The sequence below is a fragment of the uncultured Corynebacterium sp. genome (assembly GCF_902489365.1).
In the GTDB taxonomy this organism is placed as follows: Bacteria; Actinomycetota; Actinomycetes; order Mycobacteriales; family Mycobacteriaceae; genus Corynebacterium.
Map to the genome: position 1 here is coordinate 29,877 of NZ_CABTZR010000006.1, position 25,863 is coordinate 55,739.

The window sequence follows — 25,863 nt, forward strand, 5'->3', positions numbered from 1 at the left end:
TACATCGCGTACAGCTGCTCGACCCTCACCGGGGCTACTGGCAGGTGAGGGTCATTTTTCTAGCGCGGTTGGGAAGCTGGTGCTGCTACGGTGGCCCGAGTATCTCGTGAAGTGCTGTACTCGCATGCGCAAACGGAATCCGCTCCTGCTCAATGCGCAGCCGGCCCTCGGTGAACAGAAGGCGGTAGGCGCGCTGCTCTTCGGTGGTGAGGTAGGTAAGTGTGGCAGAGCCGTCGCCGGGGTCGGGGACGGCCAGGTGCTGGAATGCGGTGACGGTGGCGGTGTCCATGAGCAATGACTTCGTGTGGGGGAAGTGGGCGCGCACGGCGTTGAGGATGGCAAAGCCGGCGGCATCGAGGTCGCCCCAGTAGGTGATGTCGGCGCGGTGCAGCCAGTTCAGTGCGTGGAGTTGGTGGGCGGCGGTACCGGAGCCGAGGAGCGCGATGGTGGGAGGGGAGGTGTTGGCAAGCGTGGGCAGAGCTAAGAAGGTCTGCTTGTTCTCCACGATGAGCACCCGGGGCGGTGTGTCCGGGAAGAGTCTGGCAGCGTCGGCAAGGGGGATTTCGATATCGGAGAGTACTGGGGCGTGGTTGAGGTAGCGCAGGCGCAGGCGGGTGTCGCTGCGGCGCAGGCCTAAATCCGTGATGTTAAAGGGCGTGAGGAGTGTCAGAAGCAGGCGGCGGTGGTTGCCAATCCACTTGCCGTCCACGCCTTCGACCGGCACGGCGCGCTCCCACTCGCCGGAATGGGGGTTTGCGCGCAGCCAGCGCAGACACGGCCCGAGACAGTGCAGGTCATAGGCGCTTAAATCGTTCCACTGGTTGTAGGAGCGGTGGACGGTCTGGGTGAATTCCGGGACGTCCGGGAAGATAGCGGCGATGTCCTGGGCGCGCTGCCGGGCGGTGGAATACTCGCGTTCCAAGCCCGCTGCAGTGGCGATGCGCGCAGCGCCGGTGAGTGCAACGCGGGTGGGCACATCGTTGGTGCCTAGGCCCGCGCGGGACCAATTGCGTGTTTCATAGATGACTTCGTCCTGGTGCTGCTGCCAGCGCTGCCAGGCGCGGATGAAATCCTGGGTGGCGCTGATATCGCGGGCGGCGGCCGCGGCTGTTGGTGGGTGTAAAGGCCACGCCAGGCGCAGCGAATCCGGTTCGGTGAGCGCTTCGGCAAAGTGATTGCGCAGGTACTTTTCCGCATGCGCCTGCAGGTCTTTAGGCATCCGCATCGGCGGGCTCCTCGGGGCGGGGCTGTTCGGGTTCGGGGTTGGAGAGCGTGGAGGCGTCGATAAGCGAATAGCCCGTGCGCGCCTGCGGGCGGCCGTTGATGAGGGGCTCGTCGTAATTGACCACGATGGTGCCATCGACGTAGGGCGAGAGCGTCTGGATGAGCTTGAAGGGCGTGGCCAGAATCATGTGGAAACCAAAGGAAGCAAAGACGGACATGGCCGTGCGGGTGAATGTGGGATCGGCGCGGTCAAAGGCCTCATCCAAGATGATGGAGCCATAGGTGGGCACGTCCTGGTCTGGTTCCGCCAGGCGGAAGCGTAGGGCCGCTGCCAAGCAGAAGAAGACGAGTTTTTGTGCTTGGCCGCCGGAGAGCGACGCAGAATCCTGATAGGTATTGGCCGTCGTGCCGTCGGGGTAGCACTCGCGGCCGATGAAGCTGACGTGGCGGCGGGTATCCAAGACCACGTTGCGCCAGCGGATATCCTCCGGGTGGCTAGAGCCCAGTCGGCTCAAGATCTTGTCTAGGTCGTGGTAGCGCCGCAGGGCAGCATCGTGCTCATCCTCGCTGATTTCGGCCAGGCTGTGGGAGGTGGCGGCGTCCAGGTCCCGCTGGAAGTCGTGGACCACCTGGCCGCGGGCATCCTTGACGTCAATGCGCAGGGTGCGCTCACCGTTGAAGGGCGAGCGCTCCAGGGACTTGTTGATGAACTCCATGCGCGTTTCGATATCGCTGCGCGCATGGCGCAGGGAGGAAGCCAGGTGGGAAAGGTTCTGGACGGTCTGGCCGTTGAGCAACTCCAGGAAGCGGGCGCGGAAATCCGCCAGGCGGTCAGCGCGTAGGTACTTCAGCTTCTCTATGCCTTCGCCGGCGAAGCTGGCCTGCGGTTCCAAGTCGGCGGCTTCTGCCGGCCACTGGGACAGGTAGGCGTGGAGGACGGAGACGATCGTGTCGTTGGCTTCCTCGATGCGGCGCGCGGCTGCGCGGGCGGCGTCCTGTAGCTCGGCCTGGACTTCATCGCGCCGGGTATCGATGTTATCGATGGTGAGCGTGCGTTTGCCCTTGTGCAGGGCCTCTTCGACGGCTTTCGCGATGTCCTTATTCGCGATCTCCGGCACGGTGCCGATGACGCGGCGGCGCTCTGTGGAGCGCGTCAGCTCGCCTTCGACATCGCCGAGGTGCTTCTGCGCCTGGTTGAGCCGGGCGCGGGCGGCGTCTAGTTTTTCTTTCGCGTGCTGATGGGCGGCGGCTAAGGCTTGGGCCTCGGGGGAGGATGCCAGGGCATCGTATTGCTCTTGAAGGTCCTGCTTGCGCGCCTTCGCGGAGGCGGTGTCAATGTCCTGGAATTTCGTGTCCAGCACCTGCTGGGCTTTATCGCGCTGGGTGCGCAGGATGTCCATCTTCCGGTTCAGGTCGTGGACCTGCCTGGCTGCGGCGCTGGCGGTGGCTTTGGCCTGTGTTAACTGCGAGCGCAGTAGCTCAATCTTGGCGGTGTTGGTGGAACCCACCCGGTACCACGCTGTGCCGGAAAAGCGCCTGCGGTCATCCTTGATGAAACGCGTGGAGCCGTCCTTGTCCTTGGGGCGGCTTTCCAGGCCATCGCGGGTAACGGCCGGAGTTCGGGTGACCTTGTCCAGTTCCGCTACCGACTCCACGCATTCATAGTTGAAGCGGTGCGAAATGTGTTGGCGTACCCACGCCGTCATGGGGTGATCCTGGAACTCCAGCTTGTGGATGAGCTGCCGCGGGCTGCGCGCGGAGGCTGGCGCTGACGTGAACTCCGGGATGGTGCGGTATTCCAAGCGGGTGCCCACGTTGCGGGAGTTGACCCACTGGTTAATGGCCTTCCGGGCTTCCTCTGGTACGAGTAGCGTGGCGGCGAAACCGTGCAGGAGCTTCTGGATGACTGGCTCCCAGTCCGCCTGCTGCGGGCTGATATCTATCAACTCGCCGGCGAAGGGAAGCTCGGATTCGGCATAGCCGGTATCGCGGGCGAGTTGGGAGCGCAGCTCCACTAAAGCCTTATCGATATTGGTGCGCCGCGAGCTGAAAGAGCGCAGCTCGCTATCCAGGCGCGCGCAGGCGGTGGCCGCGTCGCGGGCGGCCACGCCGGCTTCCTGCTGCTGATTCGCCAGATCGGCGGAGTCGGTCTCGAAATCGGAGAGTCGTAGCTGGGCGTTGGCCTGCAGCTCAGCGAAACCTTGCGGGCTGAGCTCATAGTGCTCGGTCCATTGGCCCGCGGCAGCAGCAAGGCGTTGGAATTCTTTGGAGCGGTGCGCAATCTCTATGTCGGCAGTCTCCATCTTGGCGCGCAGGGCATCGAGCTCGCCGGCGCTGAGCTGGGAAACGGCCATCGCGGCGCGGCGCTCCGCATCATCGAGGTGGGCGACATCGGCCTCAAGGGATTCCACTTCCGACTGGGCCTCTACCTGCTGGGCGTTCAGCGCGCGGATGCGAGAGTCCAGCTCCTCTGCCACCAGGCGAGCGCGCACGGCCGGCAGTGCCTCGCTCATGGCCTCAGCCTTGTTCTTATCTGTCTCCGCGGTCGCGCGCTGAGCATGCAGCTGGGGTAGGGGAGCAAGCGTATCAATCTGGGCCTTGACGTCCTCGACCCGCAGGTACGCTTGGCGCAGATCTTCAAACTGCTCTACGGCTTCCTCCGCCTTGGAGAAGGTCGAGGGCCGGTCGAGCATGTAGTCCCGGAAGAGCTGATCCAGGCTGGACAGCGACTTCGCGGACTGCGTGCGGTGGAGCAGCAGCTGGCCCTCCACGTTCTTGATGCCAAGGCGTTTGCGGAAGCGGTCTGCGAACGTGGCATACGTCGGCGTAAAGGACGCGCCGGGTCCCTTGTACAGGGCTTTGATCTTGCGGGTGTCCAGGCTACGAGCGAGCAAGGGGCTGAGCTTATCGAAGTCCTCATCACCCGGCACCAGCCCATACAACTTCTTGATCTGGCCTACTGAGTTCTCACCGCCGTTGAGGCGGAAGATAGCAATGAGCGTGTGTTGCTTGCCCGCGCCGTTGTCATAGGTCAGCGCAACCACCGAGTTGGTAGCCCCCTCCCGCAGGTACTCCGGGGCGATCTCGCCGGTCTGCGCGTTCTCCTGCTGCCGCCACGCGCCGCGCACGTAGGAGACGAGGCTGCGCCCGTTGTGCCGGCCGAGGTCCTGCTGCGAAGCTGCGTTGAATTTCAGGTGGTTCTGCGGAACCAAGACCGCCGACATCGCATCCAGTAGCGTGGATTTACCGGAGCCCGACCCTCCGGTGATGAGGAAACCTTTGCGTGCCACCGGGATGGAAAAGTAGCCGTGGAAGGTACCCCAGTTGATCAGCTGAATGCGGCTGATGCGGAACTGGCCGGGGTACAAGTTGGTGTGGCTAGTCATCGGAAGTTTCCTCCTTCTCCTCTACCTGCTCTTCCTCGGCCTGCGCCAGGCGGGCGTATTCGTCACGGATGGCGGTGACGGTGGAGGCGTCGAAAAGCTGGCGTAGCACCGGTGATACCTCAAAGCGCCCCTCGGTCTCAGTAGCGCTCAGCAGTGAATAGTCGTTCTGAATGCGCTTAATGGCGGCGTTGAAACGACGGTTGAAACCGGCTTCATCGCGGTTGTCCACCGCGCGGACGTAACCGATTCCTTCCCGGAGGTCCTCGATGTCCACGATGACCCGCTCGCCGGGCAGTGCAAGCCCCAGCTCTTGGCGCAGGTTCAGCAAGATAGCGGTGTCGATGTGCTTGAGCTTATCCGTGCGCAGCACCTGCGGAATGCTCAAGGTTTCTTCCTCCACCATCCGGGTAAATGCGAAGCCTTCGGTCTCGTCCACGACGAGTTCCAGAAACACCTCATGCAGCCGGGCGCGGAGGTTCTCCTCATCCGAGATGATGGCGGCCCACAGCACCGGTTCCTTCTGCGCGCGAATGAGCGGGCCTTGTAAAAGCTGCACTAACGCGCGCCGCGAATGGTAGGTCAGCGAGCCTTTATCGTGCTCCCACAGCGGTGGCTCGTGGGCAGAATCGACGCGGGGAGTGGGTGCGGCGGTCACTGTAGCTCCTTAACGGTGGTGTGATCGAAATACTTGGCAGGGATATGGGCGGAGCGCACCGTGCCGTCCTCCTCGGTCCACGTGACTTTCTCACGCGTTGGACGCAGCACAGGCACTGGGTGTTGGTCGGCGATGTGCACCAAGCCCACCACGCTGGCAAGGCCCTGGGTTGGGGGATGGGCGTGCAGCACCTGGCCGATCGTGCAGGGGCCGGACTGGGCGACGGCCGAGCGTATCGCCTCGTGCAATTCCTCGAAGTCAATCTCCGATTCGCGCACCAGCTCATATAAGGCTTGCGGGTCTTCTGCCTCCGGCTGGTATGCCACTGGGGTTTCCTCCACGATTTCCCGTCCCGGGTTGGCTAGGCGGATACGGGAGACGGAGTGAATCGACATACCGATGCGCTGCAGCGGTGTCTCCATCCGGTGAAAGGCTTTGAGCTCGGAGTTTTGCGCGGCATCGATAGCCATGCCGCGGGCCTCCCGCAGTAGCTCAAACATGCGCCGGTCCTCCGCGAACTGCTCGGAGGAGACATAGTTGCGCAGGCTGCGTGCCAGCCCCGTCATGGTCTGGTTAACCTCGAAGCTGGTTTCCTCCATATCGCGGAAGAGCCTGCGCAGCTGCTGCCGCCTGTCCGCGGCCAGCGCCTGCCCGGCTTCACTATCGAGGACCTCTGTGATCCACTGGTCCAACCAGGCGCTGCGCTCCCTATCCATCAGGAGGGAATAGAAGCCGCGGAAACTGCGCCCGGCGTCTGACTCTGCGATGTGGTCCACACCGTTGAAGATCTCCTCCAGCACCTCTCCGCGGTAACCCTCTGGATCCAAAAGCTGGCGGCGCAGCTGGTGGTTGAGGGCCTCGAGCTCGTGGCGTACCCGGGCGAAATCGCTCGGCACAGCCATGGCCATGTTCAGAACGTCCTGGACGCGCTCTTCTGCCTCCGCGGCGGTGAGCCTTTCGAACTGCCCGCTGCGGGCTTTTTCAATCTCACGGTCGATGCGGTCGCGCTCTTCTTCCAAGCTGGCTACGCGGCTGGCGATGTCTTCGTTCGTATCCCGCGCTAGCCTTTGCAGCGCGGAGCTAATCGATTCCACGCGTGACGCCGTTACCGTGGTCACCGGCGCTTCCCAGCGCTCAATGGCTTCGAGGGCAGACAGGGCCTCCTCGCTGGGTTCGAGCGTTTCGCCATGAGAGCTCTTTCCGGATTTTCGGATGAGCCACCCAGCCTTGACCCAATCATTGCAGTAATTCTGTGGTGTGCGGGGCATGGAAAACTCACTGGCGAGCACCTCGAAATCAGTGACCATGAGCTCATAGACCTCCGCCGCCGGGCGCGCCCCGGTACCTCGCGGGAAGTACTCCGCGATCAACGCCAAAATCACGGGCGCGTTATCCGCGGCCAGTAGCCGGATCGCGGCGGAATCGCGCATCAAACGCCGCAGCGATAGGGCGCGTGCTTCAACAGACATGTCTTGATTCTGACAGGTGCGCCGGACATGCGCAGTGGAGTAGGGCTCAGATCTTCGAAGATCGGAGGTTTAGAGTGCGGGTAAGACCATGGGCAATTCGGGTAAGGGGGTGGCGAATTGGGGTATTTTGTGGTCACGTACGTGCAGTGTGACTACGATTGGAAGAGATTTCACTTGTAAGTGAAAAGGATTTAATTGGTTGTAAGAAGAGGAAGGAGTGCCGATGAACGCCGCGACATTGATTAACGATCGGGTGATGATCGACGATGACATGGTTGAAAATCTCCAGTCCCTACCTTCTCTCGGCGCCGCGACTTTTCGGGTGACAGACGCAGAGGGCCGTGTTGTGTCGTTGCCCCTTGACGTGCAGCGACTGATTTCTCAAGTGTTGACTTCTGTTGCGCAGCGCGGCGAAATTACCATTTCGCGCGTACCCGAGGAACTTACCAGTACTGTCGCTGCAGAGATTTTGGGTGTCTCTCGTCCAACCCTCATGAAATGGGTTAAAGAGGGAAAGATAGTGGCTCACAAGTGTGGAACGCACACCCGCTTTAAGCGTGATGATGTTCTGAAGCTGAAGCAGCAGCGAGCCGAGGAGCGGGCTCAGGCGTTCAGTGAGTGGCGTGAATTCGAAAAGGAGAACGAGAGCGTTTTCTCTGAGTCCTAACTGAGGGGATATTTAGGACGCAGTGCGCGAGGCATTAAAAGTCCTCGCGCGACAGTAGACCCCCTTCTTAGTCCTCCGCCACGGTAACGCTGACGTCGATGTTGCCGCGGGTGGCCTTGGAGTAGGGGCACATCTCGTGGGCGGCGTCGGCAAGCGCTTGGGCGTCCTCTGGGGCCAGGCCGGGGATGGTGACCTCGAGCTCGACGCTGAGGAAGAAGCCCTCGGAACCATTGTTGAGGGTCACGCGCGCGCCGACGGCGGAGTCGGTGACGTCGACGTCCTTGTCCTTGGCCACGGCCTTGAGCGCGGAGTGGAAGCAGGCGGCGTAGCCGGCGGCGAAGAGCTGCTCGGGGTTAACGCCTTCGCCACTGCCGCCCATTTCCTTCGGGGCGGTCATGGTGAAGTCGAGGTCAGATTCCTGGACGACGGTGCGGCCATCGCGGCCAGAGCCAGTGGAGAGTGCTTCGGTGGTGTAGGCGGCGGTCATGAGTAACTCCTTCGTGGTTGAGAGGTTCTGGGGCGCCGATTGTACGCGGGAATGGAAGCTTGCTCACGTGCTGGCCGTGACGAGCTCTCGTAACGCGGCCAGTGCCTCGCGTGGCGCGGTACCGTAGCGCTCGCGCAGGAAGCGGTGGGTGGCGTCGGGGTTGTTCAGGGACACGGATGCGTCGCTGAGGTTGTGCAGCTCCGATTCGCCGGCATCGGTCTTTTCCACGGACCAGAAGCTTTCCGGGCGCAGGCCCAGCTCGCTGGAGCGCTCAAGCACGCTGAAGGCGTGGGAGGCAAAGATGAGCTGCGCACCGTTGACGTTGATGCTGGGCTCGCTAAAGGCGTGGATGAGGAAGTCGAGCAGTGCTGGGCGCAGGGCGGAATCCAGCTCATCGGCCACCAGGATCCCGCCGCGGCGCAAAGTGTCCAGAACTAGGGGAGCGGTGGCCATCCAGTTCTGGGTGCCGCCGGATTCATCGGTCAGTTTTAGCTCGTAGAAGGAATCATCGGTCTTGTGCTCCACGATGATGGCGTGCAGCAGGGATTCAATCTCCGCATCGGAGTAGGCGCTGAACTCGTCGGGGCGGCGGATGCTGCCGCTATTGCGGCTGAGGGCATCGATGACGGGGCGCATCTGGCGGAAGACGTGCTCCGGGATGTGCTCCTGGTTAAGCCGCACGGAGTGGATCCCGGCATCGGCCGCGCGCAGCAAGGCGGCAGCCTCATGCAGGTGCAGCTTGCCCTCACGGATAAGGGTGGTGATGCGGGAGGCAGTGCTCATGGAGGCGTGCCCGTGCGGCAGGTAGGACACGTCGTGCACCAGTGCGCGTGCTAGCGGGGCGAGGATGGGGTGCTCATCGCGCAGGCCGACGGAGAGGATCAACTCGGTGTCTGTTACGGGGCCGAGCTTGGCCACATCCCCTTTGTCCATAAAGGACTTAGTCCACTGCACTTCCTCACCGCGGGTGCGCACGAAGCAGGGGCTCCACCTGGTCGATGGCACGCGGCTCAGCCATTCGGCGTGCACGCCGGTAAAGCTCCACTGGAAGCCGTAGAGGTAGCGCACGCCATCGAGTTCGAACTCCAGCTCAAAAGTGCTGGGCAGGCGCTGCGTGCGGGGGTTGAGGCGGTACGGGGCGTGGGGGAGTTGGTTGGGTGGGGCGTCGGCAAGCCAGGCGGTGGCGGAGGACTCGATGGCGAGCAGGGCGAAGGCGAGGGCGTTGAGGATGCTGCTCTTGCCGGAAGCGGTGGGGCCGATGAGTACGGTGATGGGATCGCTAACCTGCGCCCAGCCTTCTTCCGGGGCGGTGGAGTGCTGCCAGTCGTGATAGAGCGTGAGCGTCTGCGTGGCGCGGATGCTGCGGAAGTTGGACACGCTAAAGGAAAGGAGCCTCATGATCACGAGACTACAAGCTCACGGATTCTTCATCAGATAAATCTTTCCTAGGTTCGGGCGCTGAGATTTCGTTCTCGCCCCATGCCTTAACCCAGCCGGCGCTAGTAGCGTTTTAGTACGTACCGCAAAAGCAACCACAGGAGGCCACATCCTATGGACGGTTCTATTACTGATCTGCTCTTATGCATCGGTTTAGTGTTGGTCATGGTGGCCTACTGGACCTTCTACATCCTGTGCGTGCGGAGGAACCCACAATCGGAAGAGTGGTACGACTCAGCCGATGCAACAGGCGCAGAAAGCGATGGCGTCCTCTTCATTTATCCTTATGGCACGCTCATTATGGGCGTGGCCGGTGCCACAGGGTTGGTGGCAAGCACAAACCTTCCCGAGTCTGTCGAAACGGTGCTGCTTGTTCCGCTCGTGGCGGCTTTCGTCATTGGAGTCATTGGATTTACCGGCGCATTTGGTATTCCGCTTCCGTGGCCTTTTGTTCCCCACTGGGTCGTGGACATCCGCAAAGCAAAACGTGCTCGAAGGCGCGAGCGCAGACAAGCCAGAAAAATGAAAAAGAAAGAATAAGCTTGGCAGCTTACTCAGCTGCCGAAGTGCGCGTACAGTGGGGCCGTTGTGGTGTCTGGCGCTGAGTGCCGAAACAGTTTTGTGGATAAAAACAGTGGCGCAGCACGCTAGACTTTTGGCATGAAGTATCGGAACGTTCAGATCAGCTCCGTCGCGGCGCTTGTCATGGGCCTGTTAGGCGCGGCGTTCTTTGCTTTGGGGCGGGTCATATTTGATGTCGGCGGATGGCTCGCATTCTTTACCCTTCCGGTCGGCGGCATCGTGGTCCTTGCGCTGTTAGTTTTGTGGCTCATCCCCGTACGTACCCCGATGGAAGATGAAGCGGGCGGAACGTACAAGGCATTCGGGTGGCGCGAGTCGTGGGCATTCATTGCTGTGACCGTGTTTCTCTTCCTTGCTGGCTTTTTTATCGTAGATTTCGGCGATACCGATGAGAGCGTGAAATCTGCCTTCACCCAGATTGTCGGTCGGTGGGCCTTAGACCTGTCCTCGGTGCTGTTCTGGATTAGCGTTTTCGGGGTCATTGCCTCCTACGTTATCGGGGTCGTTGTGTCGGTGAAGGGACGCAACGCTGCTGATGAGGACCAGACGCAGAGTTCAGCCCCGGAAGACCTAAACGAGGCACACCGAGGCGAGGATCTCGGCCAGGACGAGCCCTAAATTGCCGTTTTCTGGGCCTGCCGATTAATGTTGCTGGGAGCGGATTCGCTGTGTGCGTGAGTGCTGGCTCAGTGCTGGTGCGGAATGCAGGCAGGGAATACGCGGGGCTATAGCTCAGTCGGTTAGAGCTACGGACTCATAATCCGTTGGTCCCGGGTTCGAGCCCCGGTGGCCCCACTTTTGCGCGCTACCCGATATGATGACCACCATGAGCGTTGTCGAGATGGACCCATTGATCGAGTCGCTGTATTACTGGTCCGACATTATTGGTGTCCTCCTCATGGGCATCATCGGTGGCACCATGGCCCGGCAGCGCGGCTATGACATCGTGGGTTTCTTCTTCATTGCGATGTTCTCCTCCCTCGGCGGCGGCATGATCCGTGACGTGCTCATCAACCGCGGCACTGTCGCCGCGATGAGCCAGCCGGAGTATCTCTACCTGGCGTTTACCGGTGCTATTATCGCCCGCTTCGTCTACTTCAAGGGCAAGACATGGGACTACGTGCAGTCGCATGGTGATGCGGTGGTCTCGGCCCTGTGGGCGTCGACAGGCGCGCTCAAAGCCATCGCCTATGGTCTGCCCTTCATTCCCTGCATCATGATGGGCGTGTTCACGGCCACGGGTGGATCCATGATCCGTGACATCGCCATGGGTCGTGAGCCGGCCGTGTTTGGTGATAACACCCCCACCGTGATTCCGGCCGTGGCGTGTGCGCTGGTGGTCTTGGGTGCAGACTCGGCCGGCTACTTGGCCTGGGGGGTTATTCTCGGACCGGTCGTATCCTTTGTCCTCACGATGCTGGGCATCTGGGCCGGGTGGCGCGTGCCTGCACGCCAGGAGTGGGCGCCGGTCAATGACACCGCAGCCTACGTCATGGTCATGGCGCGCAAGGCAGAAAGCAAGGGGCGTGCCGTGGGACGTCGTCTAGAGCCCACGAAGCTTCGCTCCTGGCGCCACAACCAGATGGAAAAGGCCCTGCAACGCCGCATCGAGCGTGAAGTCCGAGCCGGCAAGCGCCGTACGGAAGCCGCCATCGATGCCTCCGAGTTCCTCGACTCCTTCAACGAGGAAGTCGCAGAGATGTCGGAGATGATGGAGCCGGTCGCTGCGGAGGCAGAAACCTCCGACTTCGGTGTGGACTTAAGTGGTGACTCCTACGAGGAGCAGAGCACCGAGGGGCCGACGCCGCGCGAGCTTTTGGATCGCATCTTGGCCGATGACCAGCTCACCGATGAATTGGTGGAAAGACTCATGCGCCGATATGAAAAAAGAGATGATTAGAACCTGAGAAATGCTTTAACCTAGTGTTGAAAGTGAGGTGATGGACGCGTGACGTCGAGGCGTTCTTTTCTGGGTATGCTCGCGGCGCTGGCGGTGTCGGGCGTTGTGGCCCCCACGCTGGCGGGTTGCGGAACGGAACCGGAGCTCATGGATACCTCGGGAATGAATCTCATTACCACCGATATCTCGGAGCCACAGCGGTCCCTCATCCCGGCCGATTCCAACGACGTGCCAGGCCAAACCATTATCAACCTGGTGTACTCGGGGCTGATGTACCTGGATAAGGACGGCGGCGCCCATTACGACATGGCGGAATCCGTCACGCAGGTCGATGACACCACTTTTGACGTGCAGATTCGTGAAGACGCGGTATTCTCCGATGGCACGAAGGTCGGCGCACAGGACTTCGTCGATACGTGGAATACCGCGGTGCGCCAGTCCCTGCTTTCCGCACATCATTTTGCGCCGATTCTCGGTTTCGATGAAGGCAGGAAGGAGATGCGCGGCCTGACGGTGACGGGGGAGAAGTCCTTCCGCATTGAGCTCTCGCGCCCCACAGCGGGCTTTATGGAGCGCTTGGGTTATTCAGTCTTTTTCCCCATGCGCTCTGCGGATCAGGACAAGCTGAGTGAGCGCGGCACGGACCCGATTGGAAGCGGGCCCTACCTGTTAGCCTCGTGGGAACGTGAGAAGGCGTTAACCCTCGTGCCGAACCCGCGCTATAAAGGGCCGCGAAACCCGCAGAATGAGGGCATAAAGTTCGTCGTGTACGCCTCGGAGGAACAGGCCTACCAGGATCTTGTGGCGGGCCGGCTGGACGTGCTGACGCGCATTCCAGCAGAGAAGCTCGAAAGCTTTGAAAAGGAGCTAGGTTCCCGAGCTCTGACTAAGCCCGGCGGTTCGATCGTGGAGATCACCATTCCCGCCAACGATGCCAATTTCCGTGGCGAGGCTGGCCGCCTGCGCCGCCGGGCCCTGTCCATGGCGGTAGACCGAGAAAGGATTGCGCGGGACATCTTCGACGATAGGGTGACTCCAGCCAACGGTTTCGTAGCGCCGCTCTTCGGCTCCCCACCACCCGCGCCGGAGGGTGCTGACGTGCTGACCTACCAGCCGGATAGAGCCCGCGAGCTGTGGGCACAGGCGGAGAAACTCGATCCGTTTGAAGGGACGTTCAGCATCGCGTTTAACGCCGATGGCGGCCACAAGACGTGGGTCGATGCCGTGGCTAAGCAGGTGACGGATACCCTCGGTGTGCTCGCCGAAAGCAAGGAATTTGGGACCTTGAAGGAATTGCGTCAAGAGGTCACAGCGCGTCACATTACCGGTGCTTTCAGGACGATTTGGCAGGCGGAATTTCCGGATGAGTCGACCTTCCTGATACCGCTGTTTGCCTCCTATTCCTCAGAAAACGAGTCAGGTTTTAGCAGCACCGAATATGACGAGTTGCTGAAGAAGGTAGGCCAGGCGAAGGACCGGGAGGAGGCTCAGGAGTACTACGTGCAGGCCCAGGCGCTGTTGCTGGAGAAGATGCCGGCGATTCCGCTGTGGACGACTAAGGCATTCAGCGCCTACGGCAAGGACATCATCCCTGCTGGCTACACGTGGAAGCCCACTCCGAACTACTACCTCATCCACCGCGCTTGAGATTCCAAGGGTTCTGTCAGGCTGTAGGACTAGGCTTGGCGTAATGCTGAAGTATTACTTTTTCGCCATGTGGCAGGCCTTCGTTGACCATGGCTTGCCGCTGCTAGGAATGCTGTTGTTGGCGATTCTCATCCCGCGCATCGGCCGCTTGGCGGTGCGGGTTATTGAGTCCCGCCTCGATGAAAACCAAGAGTCCACCAAGGCGCGCTTGGCGCTGGCCGGCGCGCTGGTCTATGTGGCACAAGCGGTGGCGTACTTCCTGCTCGTGTTGGCTGCACTGGCCAACGTTGGGGTGCCTCCCCTGGGTGCGGCCATCCCGGCAACCGTGGTCTCGGCTGCCGTCGGTTTCGGTGCACAGTCGATCATCGGTGATTTCCTCGCCGGTTTCTTTATCCTCTCGGAAAAACAGTTCGGTGTGGGTGACTACGTCAGCTTCGACGGCGTGACCGGCGTGGAGGGCACCGTCGTTTCGCTGACCTTGCGCACGACGACGGTGCGTACGCCGACCGGTGAAGTTGTCATGGTGCCGAATGGTTCGGCGGGCGTGGTCACAAATTACTCGCAAGAGTGGTCGCGCGCGGTGGTGGATATTGCCATCCCGGTCCATGAGGGCGATTCCGTGCAGGAGCTGACCGAACAGGTAGAGAAGATTTCGCAACGCGCCATCAATACTCCAGACATCCGCGCGGACGTGGCTGGTGAGCTCGACGTTCTGCCCGCCACGGGGTTGGTTGCTCCTACGGTGGCTGGCCAGCCTTGGCAGGTGCAGTACCGAGTTCTGGTGCAGGTTAATCCCGCACGCCAGTGGGCGGTGGAGCGCGCAATCCGTTCGGCGCTGCTTTCTTCCTTCTGGGATTTGTACAAGCTGCCTAACGCAGAAAACGTCGCGGGTGATGTCCTGCAGGTGCTGGGTGGCGCGGTTGATGCCGATGCCCCCACCACCGTCATGGCGGCGGCAGGCGCGAACACCGAGTCGGGAGAGCAGCGCTCGGCGTCCGAGGCGGAGGCGGTAGCCGCCGACGCTGTTGCTGATGCGGCCGCTGAAGCGCAAGACAGCAAGGACGACGGCCCAGGGCGCCCGGCCTACTCGGCCGAACCCGACGATGAGGAAGAGGATGATTACGGCCGCGGTATCTGGCGCGCGGATAAGCCGGAGAACAAGTGGGACTCTTTCTGGACGCTTGGCGGGCGTGTGCGCCGCTCCACCACAGGGCTTATCGCCGGGCTCGGCGTGATTAGTGTGCTGTTGTTAGCGTCTGCCAACCCAGACGGAGTGGAGGATGCCGGGTGGCTGTCGCCATCACGCTGGATGGGTCAATCAGAGTCCACGTCCGAGTCCACTCAGCCCATCGAGCCTTCGCCTACTCCACAAACCGCGCCGCAGGACGAGCCTTCCTATGCCTCCACGCCTGAGGAGCCGGCTGAAGGCGTGCAGGGCACAGTCACTGATAGCACCCCGGACAGTGAGGCGACATACGCACCCGCGAACCCAGGGGAACCGACAACCCAAACACCAGCGGAGGAAGGGGTCTCCGAGACTCCCGCGCCCACCGAGGGCGCACAGGCTACCGCTACTGAAGGGGCTTCGGAGCCTTCCGCCGTGATGTAGACCCGAAGGGGCCGAGAGGCGCTGCACAGAGAGAGGCGAGAGAGACGCTTGGAGAGGGCGCACGAGAAATATGAGTGATAGGGAAGTGCAGCGGCGTAATGCGCTACGCCTTGTGTATCGACGCATCGCCACCGTTCGTTAACGCAAGCAAGCTAGCTCACAATTCCCGCGCCCGGCCTATAGGTCAGCGCGTGCGCCTCTTTCACGGAGGAGCCCGGCCTGAGCAAGTCATCGACGCGCAGCCAGTGCATCTGCGCCTCCTCGCGGCTCAGCGTGACGGAACAATAGCCGTGGCTATCCAGCTCCACGTGGTGGCATTGCGGGTTGGCCTGGCGTAGTACCTGTTCGGCGAGGCGGGAGACAGTATTACCCGCGCGTAGGTTGAGCGCCTCGTTGATATTGGGCGCCGACACGGACCCGCACACCATCTCCGCGGCAACTACCTCCTCGCCCTTGCTAATCGTATGTGCCCATTCGGTGTGGATATCGCCGGTGAGGAACAGGGCGTGGGCAGGGGAGGCGCGGAGGGCGTCGATAAGCGCGCGGCGTTCTGCGGAATAACCATCCCACTGGTCCCCGTTGACGGGAATCGCCGTGATGTTCTTCGTCAGGGCGGCGGCCACCTGTGCGGTCAGCGAATTCTCCTGCAGTGACACTAGGTTCAGCGGGGCAAACATCACCGAATTTCCCAGCAGATTCCACGTGGCCTGCGAGGTCTCAATCTTTCCCAGCAGCCAGTCATACTGCTCAGTTCCCAGCATGCTCCGGCCCTCTTCCATAAACGCCACCGGGTTCCATGGAGCCTGCTGGTCGCGGTAGGTGCGCAGGTCCATCATGGTCAGCTCGGCCAAGTCGCCGAAGGTCAGTGAGCGGTACAGATGCCCGGCCTCGGAAGGTGCTGTGGCGCGCACGGGCATCCACTCGAAATAGGCGCGCATGGCCGCCGTTTGCCGCTCCTGCCAGCTTCCTTCCGTGGCGGGGGCGTGGTTCTCCGCGCCTCCGGCCCAGTTATCGTTGGCTATTTCATGGTCATCCCACACCACGATCCACGGCAGAGCGGCATGCGCTGCCTGCAGGTCGGGGTCGGTGCGGTAGCGCCCGTAGCGCGTACGGTAATCCGCCAGCGTGGTGATCTCGTGGATTGGGTGGTGCAGGCGCACCGGCCCAAACCCGGAGTATTCGCCGGCGGCGTATTCGTAGATGTAATCGCCTAAGAACACCATGTAATCCAGCTCCCCGGTCTGCGCGCGCTGGGCGATGTCCGCGTAGGCGCTGAAGAAGCCCGACTCCCAGTTGGCGCAGGACGCAACACCAAACGTGAGCTGCTCCGGCGAGGCGGTGGCCGCAGGTGCGGTCTTGGTCCGTCCGATGGGGGAGGAGACGCCATCGACGAGGAAGCGATAAAAATACACGGTGCCCGGCTGAAGGCCGTGCGGGTCCACGTGGACGGTATGGTCACGGCCTGTGGAGGCCACGACGGTGCCGCGCTTGACGACGTCCCTCATCTCCCCATCCGCTGCCACCTCCCACTCCACGGTGACCGAAGCTCCTACGCCGCTGCCCGGCAGTGCCTCTTCGGTGGGCGTGATGCGTGTCCAGAGGATGACCGAATCTGGAGTCGGATCGCCGGATGCCACTCCGTGCAAGAAGGGGAGCGTGCCCGCGGGTGGCTCTACGAGCCCAAGTGAGGAGGTGGACGTGGGATCGGCTGCCGAAGCCGAAGAGGCGACGAGGGAGGCGGCGGTGGCTGTGGCTAATCCGGAGGCGTGGAGGAGGCGGCGGCGAGTCAGAGAGCGGCGCATGGCTCTACGGTTTCTCCGCTGTGGCGGTGTCGCAACTTGGGGACAGAGAATTCGCCCGCCGGTCAGGTGTGGTTTTCCGAGGCTTTACGTTTGTTTTACCCCTTGGGGTGGAGCAATTTCTTGCGGGGTGAGTTACGGGCTATAACTTATGCCTATGAAGAAGTTCTCTCGTGCGGTTCTCGCCGCCTCTGTCTCTGTTTCTCTCTCCCTGTCCGTTGTCGTCCCCGCCCAGGCGGAGGTCGGCGCATCCTACGAGGAGGCCCCTACCGTGGTTTCCTCTCCGTCTGATACGGGCGACATCGACGCCGGCCTTTCTTCGGAGCTGGACGTTGAATCCTCCAGCAAGGAGGAAGATGACGCCGAATTCGAGCAGTCTTCCCAGGGTGAGAGGATTGCCTTGGGCCTGGGTATTAGCGCCGCGCTTCTCGCGGCCATCGCCGGTGGCGTGTTCTGGGCCGTGCAGCAGGGCATCATCCCGAACCCGCTGCCGGGCGTGATTCCTTCGCCGAAGGCGCAGGAGCCCGCACCGGCCCCTGCCCCTGCTCCTGCTCCTGCTCCGCAGCCAGCCCCGGAACCGGCTCCTGCGCCGGCGCCTGCTCCCGCACCTGCGCCGAAGCCGGCGCCTGCTCCCGCACCGAAGCCAGCACCAGCTCCGGCCTACTACTCTCGCTGCGCTGACGTGTGGAACGCGCTGGGCCGCCCCATCTACCCGAGCGACCCGGGCTTCCGCTCCAAGTTCGACCGCGATGGTGATGGCGTAGGCTGCGAGCGCGATCCTCGTTAAGCTGGAGCGCATGAGCGCTTTTTCTTCTCTTGAGTCCTGGCCTGTCGATGTCGTTGCCGGTGCCTTGCTGCACCGCGGTGAGGTAGTAGAACAGGTCGGTGATGTCTCCCGCCGCTTCCCGGTAGCCTCCGTGACCAAGCTGGTGGCCGCCTATGGGGTGATGGTGGCAGTAGAGGAGGGCGCCGTGGAGCTGGATCAGGCTGCCGGTCCTGAAGGCTCCACGCTGCGCCACCTGTTGGCCCATGCCTCGGGCGTGGGTTTTGATGCCCGGGAGTCTCAAAAACCGGTAGGTGAGCGCCGCATTTATTCTTCAGCGGGCTATGAGTGGGCCGCCGAGATAGTCGAGGCTGCGACCGAGATTCCTTTTGCTGACTACCTTTCAGAAGGTGTGTGCGCCCCGTTGGGTATGCAGGCCACCACCCTGGAAGGCTCGGCCGGCCACGGGCTGGTCTCCAGCGTGGAGGATCTTGCTGACTTTGCTGCCGAGGTGTACTCACCGCGGTTGCTCGATGCCTCCACCGTGGAAGAGATGCGCAGCGTCCAGTTCCCGGGGCTGCGCGGAATCGTGCCAGGCTACGGCAGCTTCAAGGACTGCACGTGGGGGCTGGGCTTTGAAATCCACGGCGAAAAGAAGCAATGGATGGGCGGCTTGCCAGCCGATGCCGTCGGCCACTTCGGCATGAGCGGAACCTACCTGTGGGTGGCCGGTGAGTGGGCCATGGTGGCGCTCACGGACCGCGACTTCGGAGATTGGTGTAAGCCGCTATGGGCGGAGACCAATACGGCGATCTGGGAGGATTGCCAGGCGCGCTAGCCAGCGCCGCGTGAAGATTTTGAGCGTTGTCGCGGCGCACCGACAGGAACCACAACGGGGGTAGTGGGGCGCCTGTGGCGGCCGCGCGTGCCTGATGCTGATGAGCTCTTGTGTGGCGTATGTGATTAGTGGGGTGAGTTTTCGGGTGAAAGTCTCAACCTGATATTGAGGCAGTGGGGGCTTAAGTGCAGGTTGAAGGTTGTTGTGGCCCAAGTGGCGGGGGAAAATTGTGGACACACAACGACGCACCGAGTGGCCACGTACCGTGGCCGCACCAATCGGTGCTCGCGCCTCGGCGCGAGTGGCGTGATGAAGACAAGTTCGTAGGGGAAGACGAAGCTCGTCTTGCGTCGGCGCATGCCGGCGTGCCATCACTCGCACGTCAAAGGAGTTTAAGGAGTGAATCAACGCGTTCACCCGCAGGTAGCCGGTGCAACCGCGCCGGCCCCTTCAGCCAGCCTACTTGGCAGCCCAGCGGATACGTGGCCCAACCGCGCCTGCGGTGAGGTCTGCACCGCCGTGCTGCAGATCTCGGGCATGCCGCGCAGCCTGCGCCCCGCCATCGAGCGCGCCATGGCGCGCTGTATTCGCAGCGAAAGCGAATTCATCGTCCCCGGCGATGATCCGCTGACCGCCCAGTGGTGCACCCGCTGGCGCCGCGATCCAGTATGGGACGTTGTCGGTGCAGGCGGGGACAACGCCGAGAGCGCGGCGGTCGGCAACGCCGGTGCCGGAATCGGCTGCCAGCAAGTGCTCACCGGAACACCCAGCGAACTAGAAGCGCTGGGCCGCGCGGTGGAGATGCTGGCGGGGGAGTACGGTTTTCGGGGCGTCGTTAAGCGCGCGGTCTAAGTCGGTGAGGGCCTAGTCCGCGAAGGGATCGAGGATGCGCTCCGGCAGGTCCGCCACGGAGTCAATGATGCGTGTCGGGCGGAAAGGATAGCGCTCGATGATGCGGTCATCGCTGATACCGGAGCGCACCAGGATGCTGCGCATGCCGGCCTCTAGGCCGGACTTGACGTCGGTATCCATGCGGTCACCGATCATGACGGTATTTTCCGAATGTGCGCCGATGTTATTCAGCGCGCTGCGCATCATGACCGGGTTCGGCTTGCCCACGTAGTAAGGCTCGCGGTTGGTCGCCGCGGTGATGAGTGCTGCGACAGCGCCTGTGGCCGGCAGCACACCCTGTGGGGCCGGGCCGGTGACGTCCGGGTTGGTCGCAATGAAGCGCGCGCCGTTGCGGATGAGATTGATGGCCGTGGTGATGGCTTCAAAAGAATAGGTGCGGGTCTCTCCCAAGACCACGAAATCTGCGTCCCGGTCATTGAGAATCCAGCCCGCCTCGTGCAGGGCGGTGGTCAGCCCAGACTCGCCCACGACGTAGGCAGTGGACAGTCCCGCCTGGTTGGAGAGGAAGGCCGCCGTGGCCGTCGCGGAAGTCCAGATGCGCTCCGCCGGGATATCCAGGCCGGTGTTCTGTAGGCGGGCGGACAGATCCCGCGGGGTGGACATTGAGTTATTGGTCAAAACCATGTACTCGATGTTGTTATCCTTCAGCGCCTGGATGAACTGGTCCGCGCCGGGAATCATCTCCCCTTCCTTGATGAGCACGCCGTCCATGTCCGAAAGATAGGAAATCACGAGTGTTCCTCCACATAATCAGCAAGTTCGCCCACCGTGGTTACGGAGAGCATGGTTTCTTCAGAGAGGCGGACCCCGCAGGCTTCCTCCAGGCGCACTGCTAATTCGATGCGCTCGAGCGATTCAACCCCCAGGTCCTCCAGTTTCGCTTCGCGCTCTAGGCCTTCCTCCACGCCGGTCACCTTCGTGATGAGGCGAGTGAGCTCACTATAGGCGTCGCCGCCGGCGGGTGTGGAATCCTGCTCTTGTGCCGGCGCGGAGCCGAAGCGGGCTTGGAGTTGCGCTGAAAGGTCATTAGCCATAGGGCCCAGTCTAGTATTGAAATGTCATGGTTATTCGAGCACGTTCCTCCGCCATCGCCCGCAGCTGGTCGCGCCGGGTTCGCCCCCGCATGCGCTCCATCGAGCACACCGTCCACGATCAGTTGCATGATCTTACGACGGAGCCGGGCCTGACTGGGGTGACGGACTCGGGCTTCGTCGACAACGACGGCGTGCGCGTGGCGTGGTACGAGGTAGGCCCGCAGGACGCGGAGGCCACCGCGGTTTTCATCCACGGCTATTGTCTGTCGGCTGAGAGCTTCTACTCTCAGGTCAACGACGTACGCCGCAACTATCCCACGGTGCGCTGCCTGCTTGTCGACGTCCGCGGCCACGGCCAATCCACCCACGTCGCCCCCGCGCAGTGCACTGTTCGGGGTGCGGCCGATGATGTGCTGGCCGTGATTGCCGAGCGTGCCGCCGAAGGGCCGTTGGTGTTGCTTGGGCATTCCATGGGCGGAATGATCGCGCTGAATTTATTGCGCCGCGCCCCGCGGGATGTCTTTGACCGCGTTGAGGGAATGGCGCTGGTGGCCACCTCGATGCAGCGCTTCGCCGCCGCAGGAGTGGCGCGCATGTTGGAATCGAAGACCCTCGGTGCGGTCTACCGCGTGTGCTTGAAGTTGCCCCGTCGGCTCAACCGGGTGCGCTTCGAGGTAGCGGCACTTGTCGCCCCGGCGTTCGCGGCGCTGCTGCAGGGCTTTCCGCAGATGGACAAGCTGCAATTTCACGTGGCGATGTTGCTGGACACGCCGATGTCGAGCTACGCGGGCTTCTTCGATGACTTGGTGGAGCACTCTGAGTTCGGCGCAACGGCCCGGCTGCGCAGCGTGCCGGGGGAAATCGTGGTGGGCCAGCATGACATCGTGACCCCGCGCCGCCAATCGGAGGTGATTGCCCGCCACTGGCCGGGTTCCACCCTGACCGTCGTCGACGGGGCGGGCCACATGGTCATCCTGGAAGAACCGAGTGAGGTGTCCAAGGCTTTGGGGCGGGTGCTCGATCGCGTGCTCGGCGGCTAGTCCCCACTGCTGATGGCGGTTGAGCCTTTTATCGGCGTTGGCTGAGCCTCCTGTGGTGCTCGAACTGCCCGTTCTGACAAAGTTAGAGCCTCTGATTCAAGATCTGGCTAGAACTTTGGCAACTAGGGCAGTTGTCCCTTGGGCTTAGGCAAGAAGAATGCCCCTCCTGCTCAGGCAGAAGGGGCTGGAGGGCTTGGGGCTGTTGAGCCCAAGCCTTAATCCGTTTCAGGCTTAGTCCTCGTCGGAGGACGTAGAGATGGTGGCGGTCGGGTCGTCGAGCTTCAACTCGCGAGCTGCCTTCTCGACGGTGCTGCGCTCCACCTTGCCCTCGCGGGCCAGGCCCTCGAGAACGGCGACGACGATGGACTCGGCGTCGATGTTGAAGTAGCGGCGAGCGCCTTCGCGGGTATCGGAGAAGCCGAAGCCATCTGCGCCCAGGACGATGTAGTCGCCCGGAACGTAGGGGCGGATCTGCTCCTGCAGGTCCGTGCCGAAGTCGGAGACACCGACGAACGGTCCCTCGAAGCCCTTGAGCTGGGAGGTAGCGAATGACTCGGTCGGCTCAACACCCTTGCGCAGTGCTTCCTTGTTGCGCGCAGCGCCGTCGCGCGCCAGTTTGACCCACGAGGTGACGGAGAACAGCGAAGCCTTGACATCGAAGTCCTCAGCCAGGATCTCCTGGGCGCGCAGGGCCTCGTACATGCCCACACCGGAGGCCAGGATGTTGGCCGGGATGGAGCCGGACTCGGCGGTGTTGTAGTGGTAGATGCCCTTGTGCAGGCCCTCGACGTCGAGGTTCTCCGGCTCTGCAGGCTGCTTGACCGGCTCGTTGTACACGGTGATGTAGTACATGATCGGCTCGTTGTCCTCGCCGTACATGCGCTCGATACCGCGTGGAACCAGGTGCGCAATCTCGTAGCCGAAGGCCGGGTCGTAGACCTCCACGGCCGGGTTGGTCGACGCCAAGATCGGGGAGTGGCCGTCCATGTGCTGCAGGCCCTCACCGGTCAGGGTGGTACGGCCGGCAGTAGCGCCGATGATGAAGCCGCGGCCCAGCTGGTCGCCCGCTGCCCAGAAGGCATCGCCGGTGCGCTGGAAGCCGAACATCGAGTAGAAGATGTACAGCGGGATCATCGCCTCGCCCTGGGTGGCGTAGGAGGTGGCAGCTGCGGTGAAGGAAGCTGCGGCACCGGCCTCAGAAATGCCCTCGTGCAGAATCTGGCCATCCGTGGCCTCACGGTAGGAGAGCATGAGGTCGTGGTCCACCGGGACGTAGTTCTGGCCACGCGGGTTCCAAATCTTCAGAGTCGGGAACCACGAGTCCATACCGAAGGTGCGGGCCTCATCCGGAATGATCGGCACGACGCGCTTGCCCAGCTCCTTGTCGCGCATGAGCTCCTTGAAGGTACGTACCAGCGCCATGGTGGTGGCGACGTCCTGCTTACCGGAACCCTTGCGGACCGAGCGCAGCTTGGACAGGTCCGGGGTGGTCAGCGTTTCAAAGTTCTCACGGCGCTCCGGCAGGAAGCCGCCCAACTCTTTACGACGCTCCAGCATGTACTTGATCTCCGGGGCGTCCTTGCCCGGGTGGTAGTACGGCGGCAGGTACGGATCGGCCTCGAGCTGCTCGTCGCTGATCGGGATGCCCTGCTTGTCGCGGAAGAGCTTCAGATCCTCCAGCGTCAGCTTCTTCATCTGGTGGGTAGCGTTGCGGCCCTCGAAGTTGTGGCCCAAGCCGTAGCCCTTAATCGTGTGGGCCAGGATGACCGTCGGGCGGCCGGTACCCGCGTAGCTCAACGCCTTGTCGTATGCGGCGTAGATCTTGCGGTAGTCGTGGCCGCCGCGGCGCAGTGCCCAAATCTCATCATCGGACATGTCCTCCACCAGCTTGAGCGTGCGCTCATCGCGGCCGAAGAAGTGCTCGCGCACGTAGGCGCCGTCGTTAGCCTTGAAGGTCTGGTAGTCACCATCAGACGTGGTGTTCATAATGTTGACCAGGGCGCCGTCCTTGTCGGCTTCCAGCAGCTTGTCCCAGCCGCGGCCCCAGACAATCTTGATGACGGACCAGCCGGCACCGCGGAAGAAGGACTCCAGCTCCTGAATGATCTGGGTGTTACCGCGCACCGGACCATCGAGACGCTGCAGGTTACAGTTCACCACGAAGGTCAGGTTATCCAGCTCATAGAGGGAAGCCATCTGCAGCAGACCACGGGACTCCGGTTCATCCATCTCGCCGTCGCCGAGGAAGGCCCAGACATGCTGCTTGGAGGTGTCCTTGATGCCGCGGGTCTCCAGGTACTTGTTGAAGCGTGCCTGGTAGATGGCGTTGATGGGGCCCAGACCCATGGACACGGTGGGGAACTCCCAGAAGTCCGGCATCAGGCGTGGGTGCGGGTAGGACGGCAGGCCGTTGCCCTCGCCGCGGGAGTGCTCCTGGCGGAAGCCGTCGAGGTCTTCCTCGCTCAGGCGGCCCTCCATGAAGGCGCGGGCGTAGACACCCGGGGAGGCGTGGCCCTGGAAGAAGACCTGGTCGCCGCCGGAGGGATCATCCTTGCCCTTGAAGAAGTGGTTCAGGCCCACCTCATACAGCGGGGCAGCGCCCGCGTAGGTGGAGATGTGTCCACCGACGCCGATGCCCGGGCGCTGTGCGCGGTGCACCATGATGGCCGCGTTCCAGCGGATCCAGCGGCGGTAGCGCTTCTCCAACTCCTCATCGCCCGGGAACTCTGGCTCCAGGGAGGTGGGGATGGTGTTAACAAAATCCGAGGACGTCAGCGACGGCAACGGCACGCGCTTGGCGGTAGCGCGCTCAAGAAGACGCAGCATGAGGTAGCGGGCGCGCTCCGGATCGGAAGAATCTAGAAGACCGTCGAGGGAGTCCATCCACTCGCGGGTCTCCTCGGGGTCGGAGTCATGCAGGTATGCTGCCACGCCATCGCGAACGATGGGAAAGTTGGAGTCGCCGTTGTGGGCGTCCAAGTCGGCCATTAAATCCTCCTGGGTCGTAGTACACAGATCTTGCTCTAGGATACGCGCCCCTTTCACGGTGGGTCATTCGGAGGCCCCCACGGGTGGTTTTATAGGGGAAAATGTCCACCTCCGGGGCCGAACGGGGGAGGCTTGACGCGAAAAAGTGCACCGTAGACGTTAAAATACTCTGCATGACATCAACTACTTCATCGGAAGGAACTCAGCGAGTGTCGGGATTTGCAGCCAAGCTCGGCGTTGAGGAGGGCCAGGTTGCCCTAGAACTTGGTTGGGACGAAGACTGTGACTCCACGATTTCTGAGTCCATCGAGGACGTGTTGGGGGAGGATTTCCTCGAGGAGGAGACCGACGAGTTGTGCGACCTCGTGCTGCTGTGGTGGCGCGCGGAGGACGGCGACTTGGTCGATGGGCTGGTGGATGCCACCCGTCCCTTGGGCGATTCCGGCCGCATCTGGCTGCTGACCCCAGGAGCTGGAAAGCCGGGCAACTTGGAGCCAGGCGAGATCTCCGAATCTGCACAATTGGCCGGTCTGGTGCAGACCAAGGCCGAGCGCCTCGGCGAGTGGCAGGGGTCCTGCCTCGTGGCCCGCGGCTACACCAAGAAGCCTTAAGAAATAATCGCAGGATATACCTGCTCACGCGGCATTCGCAGCGGCGAATCACACCCCGATTTGTTGCTGCGGGTGCCCATGGGCTAATCTTGTTCGAGCGCACCAAGTGCACTGCGGCTTTAGCTCAGCTGGAAGAGCAACTGGTTTACACCCAGTAGGTCGGGGGTTCGATCCCCTCAGGCCGCACCAAATGAAACCCCTTTCCGTTAAGTCGGAGAGGGGTTTCGTCGTGCTCGGAGGCCGGTGCTCTAGGGGTTAAGGGCCGCTTTGGTGGTCGGTGTAGATGCGGACTGCTCCGGCGGCCTAAACAACACGTTTTGTCGTTTAGGCCGGATTGGCGCCCTGATGCTGGACTTCCTAGAACAATAGCCCAACGATGTAATCTGGGTGGGGGAGACGACTAACCACACAAACTCGCGCTAAAACAGCAAACATGTATTGAGGAGGACGGCATTGAGGCGTAAACAGAAAAGTGCAGCCTACTGGTGGAGCGTTACTGTCGTTGTAGTGCTGTTCATCGCAACGCTTGTAATCAATTATCTAGCAGGCCTAAGTGCTGATGAATCATACTTTGGAGCACATTGGTGGCATCGTCTGGCGTGGGTTACGCCACTGTTGTTCTTGGCTTCTTTGATTTGGGCCTGGTTCGAGCACAGAAAGGTGCGTCGGTATCCGCATTGACCTGGGGTTGCCCGCAAATCGTGGACACGTAGTGGAGCTACCTAGTGGTTAGGCAGCTATTTCTTTTCTGCTGTTGATTGCGCCGGCGTGGTTCTCGAAGTCGACGGGGCTGACCATTCCGAGTGCAGAGTGCC

Annotated in this window: 21 protein-coding genes and 2 tRNA genes; 13 read left to right on the forward strand and 10 right to left on the reverse strand. The window is 62.1% G+C overall.

Annotation, left to right across the window (positions count from 1 at the left end; all coding sequences use genetic code 11):
• Positions 1 to 85 precede the first annotated feature (85 nt).
• From RDN59_RS01930 to RDN59_RS01945, 4 genes are read right to left on the reverse strand one after another with little or no spacing between them, the layout of a single operon-like run.
• Complete coding sequence (locus RDN59_RS01930) at positions 86 to 1,225, reverse strand: DUF3322 domain-containing protein (RefSeq protein WP_308606332.1); 1,140 nt, start codon at positions 1,223 to 1,225, stop codon at positions 86 to 88.
• Positions 1,212 to 4,610, reverse strand: coding sequence for an ATP-binding protein (locus RDN59_RS01935; protein WP_308606333.1), 3,399 nt, complete (start codon positions 4,608 to 4,610; stop codon positions 1,212 to 1,214). The genes RDN59_RS01930 and RDN59_RS01935 overlap by 14 nt, the downstream gene beginning before the upstream one ends.
• A complete protein-coding gene (locus tag RDN59_RS01940; protein ID WP_308606334.1) occupies positions 4,603 to 5,265 on the reverse strand; it encodes a DUF4194 domain-containing protein in 663 nt (220 codons plus the stop codon). The genes RDN59_RS01935 and RDN59_RS01940 overlap by 8 nt, the downstream gene beginning before the upstream one ends.
• Positions 5,262 to 6,734 carry a DUF3375 domain-containing protein gene (locus tag RDN59_RS01945; protein WP_308606335.1) on the reverse strand — a complete coding sequence of 491 codons (1,473 nt, stop codon included), beginning with the start codon at positions 6,732 to 6,734 and terminating at the stop codon, positions 5,262 to 5,264. Before RDN59_RS01945 ends, RDN59_RS01940 begins: the two co-directional genes overlap by 4 nt.
• Before the next feature lie 223 nt (positions 6,735 to 6,957).
• Between RDN59_RS01945 and RDN59_RS01950 the strand changes: the two genes are divergently transcribed.
• The gene (locus RDN59_RS01950) at positions 6,958 to 7,401 is read left to right on the forward strand and encodes a helix-turn-helix domain-containing protein (protein WP_308606336.1); all 444 of its coding nucleotides are present in this window, start codon (positions 6,958 to 6,960) and stop codon (positions 7,399 to 7,401) included.
• 67 nt (positions 7,402 to 7,468) lie between these two features.
• Here RDN59_RS01950 and RDN59_RS01955 read toward each other — a convergent pair whose 3' ends face one another.
• Together RDN59_RS01955 and RDN59_RS01960 are read right to left on the reverse strand one after the other, a co-directional pair.
• Complete coding sequence (locus RDN59_RS01955) at positions 7,469 to 7,888, reverse strand: organic hydroperoxide resistance protein (RefSeq protein WP_308606337.1); 420 nt, start codon at positions 7,886 to 7,888, stop codon at positions 7,469 to 7,471.
• 63 nt (positions 7,889 to 7,951) lie between these two features.
• Positions 7,952 to 9,286: an AAA family ATPase gene (locus RDN59_RS01960; protein ID WP_308606338.1), complete on the reverse strand. Its 1,335-nt coding sequence runs from the start codon at positions 9,284 to 9,286 to the stop codon at positions 7,952 to 7,954.
• Positions 9,287 to 9,439: 153 nt separating this feature from the next.
• On the opposite strand from RDN59_RS01960, the gene RDN59_RS01965 reads away from it, so the two are divergent.
• The 6 genes from RDN59_RS01965 to RDN59_RS01990 all read left to right on the forward strand — a co-directional run bounded on the left by RDN59_RS01965 (position 9,440) and on the right by RDN59_RS01990 (position 15,063).
• The gene (locus RDN59_RS01965; protein ID WP_308606339.1) at positions 9,440 to 9,865 is read left to right on the forward strand and encodes a hypothetical protein; all 426 of its coding nucleotides are present in this window, start codon (positions 9,440 to 9,442) and stop codon (positions 9,863 to 9,865) included.
• Between the two features lie 120 nt (positions 9,866 to 9,985).
• On the forward strand, positions 9,986 to 10,525 hold the full coding sequence (locus RDN59_RS01970; RefSeq protein ID WP_308606340.1) for a hypothetical protein: 540 nt from the start codon (positions 9,986 to 9,988) through the stop codon (positions 10,523 to 10,525).
• 103 nt (positions 10,526 to 10,628) lie between these two features.
• Positions 10,629 to 10,702: transfer RNA gene (locus RDN59_RS01975), tRNA-Ile, on the forward strand.
• Between the two features lie 31 nt (positions 10,703 to 10,733).
• Complete coding sequence (locus RDN59_RS01980) at positions 10,734 to 11,807, forward strand: trimeric intracellular cation channel family protein (protein WP_308606341.1); 1,074 nt, start codon at positions 10,734 to 10,736, stop codon at positions 11,805 to 11,807.
• A 48-nt stretch (positions 11,808 to 11,855) separates the two neighbouring features.
• Entirely contained in the window at positions 11,856 to 13,454 is a 1,599-nt protein-coding gene (locus RDN59_RS01985) for an ABC transporter substrate-binding protein (RefSeq protein ID WP_308606342.1), read from the forward strand.
• Between the two features lie 43 nt (positions 13,455 to 13,497).
• A complete protein-coding gene (locus tag RDN59_RS01990) occupies positions 13,498 to 15,063 on the forward strand; it encodes a mechanosensitive ion channel domain-containing protein (RefSeq protein ID WP_308606343.1) in 1,566 nt (521 codons plus the stop codon).
• A 152-nt stretch (positions 15,064 to 15,215) separates the two neighbouring features.
• Here RDN59_RS01990 and RDN59_RS01995 read toward each other — a convergent pair whose 3' ends face one another.
• On the reverse strand, positions 15,216 to 16,865 hold the full coding sequence (locus RDN59_RS01995; RefSeq protein WP_308606344.1) for an alkaline phosphatase D family protein: 1,650 nt from the start codon (positions 16,863 to 16,865) through the stop codon (positions 15,216 to 15,218).
• Positions 16,866 to 17,019: 154 nt separating this feature from the next.
• On the opposite strand from RDN59_RS01995, the gene RDN59_RS02000 reads away from it, so the two are divergent.
• From RDN59_RS02000 to RDN59_RS02010, 3 genes are all read left to right on the forward strand, one after another.
• The gene (locus RDN59_RS02000) at positions 17,020 to 17,649 is read left to right on the forward strand and encodes an excalibur calcium-binding domain-containing protein (RefSeq protein ID WP_308606345.1); all 630 of its coding nucleotides are present in this window, start codon (positions 17,020 to 17,022) and stop codon (positions 17,647 to 17,649) included.
• Positions 17,650 to 17,659: 10 nt separating this feature from the next.
• A complete protein-coding gene (locus tag RDN59_RS02005) occupies positions 17,660 to 18,463 on the forward strand; it encodes a serine hydrolase domain-containing protein (protein ID WP_308606346.1) in 804 nt (267 codons plus the stop codon).
• A gap of 399 nt (positions 18,464 to 18,862) precedes the next feature.
• The gene (locus RDN59_RS02010) at positions 18,863 to 19,315 is read left to right on the forward strand and encodes a hypothetical protein (RefSeq protein ID WP_308606347.1); all 453 of its coding nucleotides are present in this window, start codon (positions 18,863 to 18,865) and stop codon (positions 19,313 to 19,315) included.
• 12 nt (positions 19,316 to 19,327) lie between these two features.
• On the opposite strand, the gene RDN59_RS02015 is transcribed toward RDN59_RS02010, so the two are convergent.
• Together RDN59_RS02015 and RDN59_RS02020 are read right to left on the reverse strand one after the other, a co-directional pair.
• Complete coding sequence (locus RDN59_RS02015; protein ID WP_308606348.1) at positions 19,328 to 20,107, reverse strand: HAD-IIA family hydrolase; 780 nt, start codon at positions 20,105 to 20,107, stop codon at positions 19,328 to 19,330.
• Complete coding sequence (locus RDN59_RS02020) at positions 20,104 to 20,409, reverse strand: acyl carrier protein (protein ID WP_308606349.1); 306 nt, start codon at positions 20,407 to 20,409, stop codon at positions 20,104 to 20,106. Before RDN59_RS02020 ends, RDN59_RS02015 begins: the two co-directional genes overlap by 4 nt.
• Positions 20,410 to 20,435: 26 nt before the next feature.
• Here RDN59_RS02020 and RDN59_RS02025 point away from each other — a divergent pair, with 26 nt between their 5' ends.
• A complete protein-coding gene (locus tag RDN59_RS02025) occupies positions 20,436 to 21,449 on the forward strand; it encodes an alpha/beta hydrolase (RefSeq protein WP_308606350.1) in 1,014 nt (337 codons plus the stop codon).
• Between the two features lie 231 nt (positions 21,450 to 21,680).
• On the opposite strand, the gene aceE is transcribed toward RDN59_RS02025, so the two are convergent.
• Positions 21,681 to 24,437: a pyruvate dehydrogenase (acetyl-transferring), homodimeric type gene (gene aceE, locus RDN59_RS02030; RefSeq protein WP_308606352.1), complete on the reverse strand. Its 2,757-nt coding sequence runs from the start codon at positions 24,435 to 24,437 to the stop codon at positions 21,681 to 21,683.
• A 173-nt stretch (positions 24,438 to 24,610) separates the two neighbouring features.
• Here aceE and RDN59_RS02035 point away from each other — a divergent pair, with 173 nt between their 5' ends.
• Both RDN59_RS02035 and RDN59_RS02040 read left to right on the forward strand, forming a co-directional pair.
• On the forward strand, positions 24,611 to 25,048 hold the full coding sequence (locus RDN59_RS02035) for a DUF3052 domain-containing protein (RefSeq protein ID WP_308606354.1): 438 nt from the start codon (positions 24,611 to 24,613) through the stop codon (positions 25,046 to 25,048).
• A gap of 113 nt (positions 25,049 to 25,161) precedes the next feature.
• Positions 25,162 to 25,237: transfer RNA gene (locus tag RDN59_RS02040), tRNA-Val, on the forward strand.
• Positions 25,238 to 25,863 lie beyond the last annotated feature (626 nt).

What these genes read in the sequence shown, in the direction of transcription:
- RDN59_RS01990 (WP_308606343.1), top strand. Translation starts at nt 13,498, where the DNA reads ATGCTGAAGTATTACTTTTTCGCCATGTGGCAGGCCTTCGTTGACCAT.
- RDN59_RS01965 (WP_308606339.1), top strand. Translation starts at nt 9,440, where the DNA reads ATGGACGGTTCTATTACTGATCTGCTCTTATGCATCGGTTTAGTGTTG.
- RDN59_RS01980 (WP_308606341.1), top strand. Translation starts at nt 10,734, where the DNA reads ATGAGCGTTGTCGAGATGGACCCATTGATCGAGTCGCTGTATTACTGG.
- RDN59_RS01960 (WP_308606338.1), bottom strand. Translation starts at nt 9,286, where the DNA reads ATGAGGCTCCTTTCCTTTAGCGTGTCCAACTTCCGCAGCATCCGCGCC.
- RDN59_RS02000 (WP_308606345.1), top strand. Translation starts at nt 17,020, where the DNA reads ATGAAGAAGTTCTCTCGTGCGGTTCTCGCCGCCTCTGTCTCTGTTTCT.
- RDN59_RS01945 (WP_308606335.1), bottom strand. Translation starts at nt 6,734, where the DNA reads ATGTCTGTTGAAGCACGCGCCCTATCGCTGCGGCGTTTGATGCGCGAT.
- RDN59_RS01970 (WP_308606340.1), top strand. Translation starts at nt 9,986, where the DNA reads ATGAAGTATCGGAACGTTCAGATCAGCTCCGTCGCGGCGCTTGTCATG.
- RDN59_RS02020 (WP_308606349.1), bottom strand. Translation starts at nt 20,409, where the DNA reads ATGGCTAATGACCTTTCAGCGCAACTCCAAGCCCGCTTCGGCTCCGCG.
- RDN59_RS02005 (WP_308606346.1), top strand. Translation starts at nt 17,660, where the DNA reads ATGAGCGCTTTTTCTTCTCTTGAGTCCTGGCCTGTCGATGTCGTTGCC.
- RDN59_RS01995 (WP_308606344.1), bottom strand. Translation starts at nt 16,865, where the DNA reads ATGCGCCGCTCTCTGACTCGCCGCCGCCTCCTCCACGCCTCCGGATTA.
- RDN59_RS01935 (WP_308606333.1), bottom strand. Translation starts at nt 4,610, where the DNA reads ATGACTAGCCACACCAACTTGTACCCCGGCCAGTTCCGCATCAGCCGC.
- RDN59_RS02035 (WP_308606354.1), top strand. Translation starts at nt 24,611, where the DNA reads ATGACATCAACTACTTCATCGGAAGGAACTCAGCGAGTGTCGGGATTT.
- RDN59_RS01955 (WP_308606337.1), bottom strand. Translation starts at nt 7,888, where the DNA reads ATGACCGCCGCCTACACCACCGAAGCACTCTCCACTGGCTCTGGCCGC.
- RDN59_RS02025 (WP_308606350.1), top strand. Translation starts at nt 20,436, where the DNA reads ATGGTTATTCGAGCACGTTCCTCCGCCATCGCCCGCAGCTGGTCGCGC.
- RDN59_RS01930 (WP_308606332.1), bottom strand. Translation starts at nt 1,225, where the DNA reads ATGCGGATGCCTAAAGACCTGCAGGCGCATGCGGAAAAGTACCTGCGC.
- RDN59_RS01950 (WP_308606336.1), top strand. Translation starts at nt 6,958, where the DNA reads ATGAACGCCGCGACATTGATTAACGATCGGGTGATGATCGACGATGAC.
- aceE (WP_308606352.1), bottom strand. Translation starts at nt 24,437, where the DNA reads ATGGCCGACTTGGACGCCCACAACGGCGACTCCAACTTTCCCATCGTT.